The 6000-nt window shown below is 36.7% G+C and carries 7 protein-coding genes and 1 other annotated feature (1 of these 8 cut by a window edge); of the genes, 3 read left to right on the forward strand and 4 right to left on the reverse strand.

Features of this window, described 5'->3' with window-relative positions:
• Positions 1-155: a binding site (T-box leader), on the forward strand; it begins 84 nt to the left of the window's first position.
• A gap of 184 nt (positions 156-339) precedes the next feature.
• The 3 genes from serA to ACQKMV_RS08485 all read left to right on the forward strand — a co-directional run bounded on the left by serA (position 340) and on the right by ACQKMV_RS08485 (position 3561).
• Positions 340-1947 carry a phosphoglycerate dehydrogenase gene (gene serA, locus ACQKMV_RS08475; protein WP_427425824.1) on the forward strand — a complete coding sequence of 536 codons (1608 nt, stop codon included), beginning with the start codon at positions 340-342 and terminating at the stop codon, positions 1945-1947.
• Positions 1948-2144: 197 nt separating this feature from the next.
• Positions 2145-2642 (forward strand): RNA polymerase sigma factor, encoded by a 498-nt coding sequence (locus ACQKMV_RS08480; protein ID WP_374965294.1) that lies wholly within the window; start codon positions 2145-2147, stop codon positions 2640-2642.
• Positions 2629-3561, forward strand: coding sequence for a hypothetical protein (locus tag ACQKMV_RS08485; RefSeq protein ID WP_427503374.1), 933 nt, complete (start codon positions 2629-2631; stop codon positions 3559-3561). Before ACQKMV_RS08480 ends, ACQKMV_RS08485 begins: the two co-directional genes overlap by 14 nt.
• A gap of 69 nt (positions 3562-3630) precedes the next feature.
• Here ACQKMV_RS08485 and ACQKMV_RS08490 read toward each other — a convergent pair whose 3' ends face one another.
• The 4 genes from ACQKMV_RS08490 to ACQKMV_RS08505 form a co-directional block, all read right to left on the reverse strand.
• A complete protein-coding gene (locus tag ACQKMV_RS08490) occupies positions 3631-4419 on the reverse strand; it encodes an HAD family hydrolase (protein ID WP_427503376.1) in 789 nt (262 codons plus the stop codon).
• 163 nt (positions 4420-4582) lie between these two features.
• Complete coding sequence (locus tag ACQKMV_RS08495; protein ID WP_427503377.1) at positions 4583-4831, reverse strand: DUF3006 domain-containing protein; 249 nt, start codon at positions 4829-4831, stop codon at positions 4583-4585.
• On the reverse strand, positions 4818-5258 hold the full coding sequence (locus ACQKMV_RS08500) for a lamin tail domain-containing protein (RefSeq protein WP_427503379.1): 441 nt from the start codon (positions 5256-5258) through the stop codon (positions 4818-4820). The genes ACQKMV_RS08495 and ACQKMV_RS08500 overlap by 14 nt, the downstream gene beginning before the upstream one ends.
• 219 nt (positions 5259-5477) lie before the next feature.
• A partial coding sequence (locus ACQKMV_RS08505; protein WP_427503380.1) for an RNA-guided endonuclease InsQ/TnpB family protein occupies positions 5478-6000 on the reverse strand: 523 nt, incomplete at its 5' end.

Raw genomic sequence — 6000 nt, forward strand, 5'->3', positions numbered from 1 at the left:
ATAGTTCCACTCCTGAATAGATAAGCCGAACATCTTCAAAGTAAGCTTATCCGTCACATGCACGTTACGCATATAGCTAAGACTGCTAGAATTTTCCAAGCAGTGATTAAGGGTGGTACCGCGAACCAATGTTTATTCAGCCTTTCGCCCCTTACAACACAATCTTTGTGTTTGTAAGGCGCGGAAGGCTTTTTTATTGTTTTTTTCTAGAAAGGAGATTGTTTGCATGCTGTAAGATATTTATCTTTACAAAATTCAGACTGTTTCGTATATAAAGAACACTAACATTTTTTAATTAAAAGGAGCTAATTACAAATGACTACTCAAATGACTACTGCAATGACTACTGCAACAAAAACAATTAACGTATTTATCGCTGACCCACTAAGTGAAGATGGTATTTTCCCACTACGACAAGAACAAGATTTAGACTTAAATATCATTGTCGATACTGGTCTTGCACCAGAAGAATTAATCGCAAAAATTGCGGATGTAGATGTTTTACTAGTACGTTCTCAAACAACGGTAACACGTGAAGTAATTGAAGCGGCTAAAAACTTAAAACTTATCGGACGTGCTGGAGTAGGTGTGGACAACATTGATCTAACTGCTGCAACTGAACATGGTATCATCGTTGTGAATGCACCAGACGGTAACACTAACTCCGCTGCTGAGCACACTATTGCAATGATGACTTCACTTGCTCGTCACATCCCACAAGCATTCAATACGCTTAAAAATGGTAAATGGGATCGTAAATCTTATGTTGGAGTTGAGCTTAAAAATAAAACTCTAGGTGTTGTAGGCTTCGGTCGTATCGGTGTTGAAGTTGCTTATCGTGCAAAAGGTCAACGCATGAACGTTATGGCATACGATCCATTCCTAACAGATGAACGCGCTAAAGAGTTAGGGGTAACAAAATCAACAGTTGAAGAAATTTGTGCAGCTGCAGATTTCATTACAGTACACACACCACTTCTTCCTGAGACACGCAACCTTATTAACAAAGAAAAATTCGCTATGATGAAAGATGGCGTGCGTATCATTAACTGTGCACGTGGCGGTATTATCAATGAGGATGATTTATACGATGCAATCGTAGAAGGTAAAGTAGCGGGTGCTGCTCTAGACGTATTCGTATCTGAGCCAGCAACAGATCACAAGCTACTTACATTACCACAAGTAATCGCAACACCTCACTTAGGTGCATCTACAATTGAAGCACAAGAGTCTGTAGCTGTAGACGTTTCAAACGACATCATTAAATTCTATAAAACAGGTACTGTAACTAACCCAGTGAACATGCCATCTATTCCAAAAGAGTTGCTTGCACAAGTAGAGCCTTTCTTTGAATTAGCTGAAAAACTTGGTTCATTCTTATCTCAACTTACAACTGAGCCTGTAAAAGAAATCAACTTATCTTATGCTGGTGAAGTAGCAAATTATGATGTTCGTCCATTAACGTCAAACGCGTTAAAAGGCTTATTATCTAAAAACCACGGTAATCATGTTAATGACGTAAATGCTCGCTACCTATCTGAACGTATCGGTATGAAAATTAATGAGCATAAAACAACAACTGCTAAAGGCTTTACTAGCCTAATTACGATTGAAATTAAAACAGTGAACGAAACACATACAGTTGCTGGTACATTATTAAATGGTTTAGGTGCACGTATTGTTAAAGTAGAAGACTATGTTGTTGACGTTATTCCACAAGGTCACCTTCTTTACATTAAAAATACTGACAAACCAGGTGCAATCGGCCGAGTAGCAACAAAGCTAGCAGAAAAAGATGTGAACATCGCAACAATGCAAGTTGGTCGTGCACAAGTTGGTGGTACAGCTGTCATGATGCTAACAATCGACAATGTTGTAACAGAAGAAGATCTAACATTCGTTGCACAGCTTGAAAATATTGATGAAGTAAAAGCGATTAACCTATAATATATTGATTTATAAGCAGGGAGTATAAATACTCTCTGCTTTTTTATTTTTGGAGATTATCATCGGAACGGAAATCAACCTATATACATAGTTTACGTTTCAACAATGTCATACCTAATTTTTAATAGAAGCTTTGTTTTGGTAAAATGATACTTTTCTGAAAGTCATTCGTCTTTAAGAGAAAGGAGGTGCACATTTTGACGATTGAAGAGCTGTTTTACTTACATAATCAAACCATTTTCAAATACTTATATTATTTACTCAATGATGAGAAATTAGCGGAGGATTTCACACAGGAGACATTTGCTCGCTATTTCAAATATCAGCAGACAATTAAAGAAGGTGCAGAACTCGCTTGGCTTAGAAGTACTGCACGTAATCTAGCCTACGATCATTACCGCAGGAAAAGACTTATTCAATTTGTACCGTTTTTAAACGATCATGAAGAGCTTGAGCCAACCTCACCACACCAATGGCTCATCCAGCAAGAAGATGCAAAGCTGCTTTATCTTGCAATTAGCAAATTGAAGCTCACCTATCGAGATGTCATTATTTTACGTAAAATCGAGGGTTTATCCATTCAAGAAACTTGTGATGTACTAGGCTGGAATGAAGGAAAAGTAAAAAACACATTAAAACGTGCACTTGTTGCATTGAAAAAGCAGCTTGGAGGTGAATTTGATGAAGAACAATGAGGAATCCTGGCAACATTTACGCGATCTCAAATTAACTAAGCAGCAGCAGGAAAAAATACTGCACAATATTACTGCACCTACTACAATAGAAAAAAAACCAATTAAAAAATCTTGGAAAATGCCGGCAGTGTCTTTGCTATTTATCACAGTTCTTGCTATTTTAATTTTGTCCTTTATCCAAGGACCGACTAACTCTCCACTGACAACAGATACAAACAAAACAATTGCTGTAGTCTATGTAAACACTAATGAAAACAAAGAAACGTTTATAACAAAAGCTTCATGCCTTTATGTACCCCAGCAGTGCTATACAAATAAGCATCTTTTAAGTCAGCTACAAGAACAAATGGAACATGCACCTTCAATTTCAGTAACAGCTCAACAGTGGGAAGATAATGGTTACTTTACACCTCAAGATGTATTGATTGTCTATTCTGATGGTACTCAAGAAAAATGGAAGGTACTAAATAATGATACCCTCTTTAATGTCCAAACGGAGCAAGCCATAAAACTCGACAATACATTTTATTCACTGGAATATTACTATGATGATAAACGCTCAACCAAGCTTATCATCGGAAACATCTTCGTATTACTTACACACTTCATACTATGGCTTGCAAAGAAAAGAATGCCTCATATTGAACGACGTTTTTTTGCAGCAACGGTTGAACATGCCATCGCCAACGCTATTATCCTAGTCTTGTTTGCAGGTATTTTATTGGCAATCTATTTACTGATGCATTCCTTACACGCTACGATAATATATAGCTTATTTATGCTCTACTCTATTATGCAAATTTATTATCGTAAAAAAGCAGGTGAGCCCCGAGGTTACCTAGTAGCTAGTGCCTTTGTTCAACTATGTATTGCAATAGCTTTTACATCGCTATATCTTGCATTCAATGTACACTTTTAGTATATATTTCGATAAATTTCAAGAAACTAAAAAATGTACTGATCCTTTGATGAATCAGTACATTTTTGCTTATAGCTTATTTACAAGTTCTAATAATGCAGTTAAAGAATCAACCTCATATGTTGGAGTGACAACGCCATTTGGTGCATTGTTCTCACGATTGATCCAAACATTACGCATACCAACACGAGATGAGCCTAAAATATCTGTGTTTAAGTTATCTCCAACCATGATCGCATCGTCTGCTGTAATACCTGTTTTCTCCATTACATGCTCGAAAATAGAGGCATCTGGTTTCCCTTTACCAAAATCCCCAGAGATAATAATATGGTCAAAATACGGCGCGATTTCTGGTGTAATTTCCAGCTTTAAATTTTGTAAACTTGGTGCCCCATTTGTCAGTAAAACGAGTTGATACTTTCCTTTAAGTTTATCTAATACATCAAAAGTATCCTCATATAAGAATGGAGCCACTTTACGCTCTGCCACAAAGCGCTCCCCTAGCTCCGCCCCTAGCTGTGCATCATCAATGCCAAGAGCTGCTAAGCCTTTTGTCCATGCTGCTGTACGATAGCCTGGTACGATATTTTTCATTTTTTGGAAAGAATCTGTTGGATCATCGAATGTGCCCCAAAGTCCTTCGAATGGGTTAATGCCAATTAACACCGTATAATCATATGTTTCATAGCCTTCATAAAGTGCACGCGCTTCTTTACGTACAGCTTCCTCTAGCTCAGCTGGATTTACATTATGTATTGTTGCTGCGTATTCACACGTTTTCTCAAATGCTGTTTTGACAGACTTTTTATCCCATAACAGCGTATCATCTAAATCAAAAATAATTGTGTTAATTGACATTGTGTCAGCTCCTAGCTTCCTATTAGTATAATTATTTTAGCATATATTCAAAATATTTAGCATAGCTTTTAGGCATTTTCATACTCGAGTTGGCCAGTAAAATATAGGCTCATCACCAACTTCTAGTGATGAGCCTATTCCCAGCCACTTATTCACTCTGTGACTATTGATTTTTCTTACGTAATCTATCCATTAAGCTTTGTATTTCGGCCTTTTTCTGCTCAGTTTCTTCTTTTAAAATTTCAATTTGATAGATGCCGTCAATTTCTTCAATTAGCACGCGATCGCCAACCTGTACTGGTTTATTCAAGGCAGACTGTAAGATAATAATTTGTTCCTCTTCCTCTGGGTACTTCAAAAAAACTGCATATCCATCTTCAATACGGTCTAAGGTGTATTTAGTAGAGCTCACTAACAATATCCCCTTTCGCATTACGTAATTGCGCAGCATCCCCATCATTCAGCCAAATCTGTTTCTTTGTCCACTTTAAATAATTTTGACCCTCTCGTGCATTTGAGCCACTTGTGACATAAATCATTTTCCCTGGCTGCAATGTCACATTTGGAAAGTTAAAAACTTGATTCCCTTCAATTGATATAAGCTGCCAACCTTTTAAGGACACTGCTTCATTACCATTATTTTTAATGCCTACAATTTCTTCTATTAAATCCTTACTAACAATCTCAACACTTGCACTAGTTGTTTTGGGTGTTGAGGCACTTGAACTAGTTGTTTGTGGTTCTGAGACACTTGAACTAGTTGTTTGTGGCTCTGAGGCACTTGAACTAGTTGTTTGTGGCTCTGAGGCAATTGTTCCTGACATTTCTTTCGAATTCACGTCATAGTTTACCCGATACGAAAAACATATACATTTCTTAAAAAATGTAGACATCTCTACTGTGACATAACTTATATCTTATGACTTTCGTTTTTGTGTCTTCCTTATTCACTGAGTCTGGTTTCGCCAAAGCTACTACCATTTAGTATGACTCTCCAAAGGCTTAAATTCCGCAGTATCGTTGCGTACACATCTAAGGTTTAGTTTCAGTTAAATTCCTTAGATTGAGTAATTTGCTAAGTTAATGCTTGCGTTCAAATCTCTATCCAACTTTAATCCGCAAGAGCAGATAAATAATCTGTCTTTCAGTTTCAAATCGGTTTTGATTTGTCCACAACTAGAACAAGCTTTTGATGATGGAAACCATCTGTCGGCTTCAACAAATTTAATTCCGTATTTTTGACTTTTGTATTGAATTTGTCGTTTGAATTCATATAGCTTTTGCCCGGCTATCGCCTTCGCCAGATGTTTATTTTTCATCATACCTTTTACATTTAAATGTTCCATTACAATACGAGATGGCTTGGTTTTCACAATCTCATTAGAACATTGATGTAAATGATTTGTTCGGATATCGTTAAGTCGCTTATATAAATTACGGATTTCAGTGTTTTGTTTTTGAATATTTTTCATATTCTTTAAAGGTATTTTATAGATTGGCTTTCGGTTTTTAGTGTACTCTTTAATGTTGGCTTCGAGCTTACGAGCTAATTTTCGTTGTTCTCGTTTCAACTTTCGCTCT

The sequence above is a fragment of the Lysinibacillus sp. NPDC094403 genome (assembly GCF_050278745.1).
Classification (GTDB): Bacteria; Bacillota; Bacilli; order Bacillales_A; family Planococcaceae; genus Lysinibacillus.

Bases quoted from the DNA above. Each gene is read 5' to 3' on its own strand.
- ACQKMV_RS08490 (WP_427503376.1), bottom strand. From the start codon at position 4,419: ATGTCAATTAACACAATTATTTTTGATTTAGATGATACGCTGTTATGG.
- serA (WP_427425824.1), top strand. From the start codon at position 340: ATGACTACTGCAACAAAAACAATTAACGTATTTATCGCTGACCCACTA.
- ACQKMV_RS08485 (WP_427503374.1), top strand. From the start codon at position 2,629: ATGAAGAACAATGAGGAATCCTGGCAACATTTACGCGATCTCAAATTA.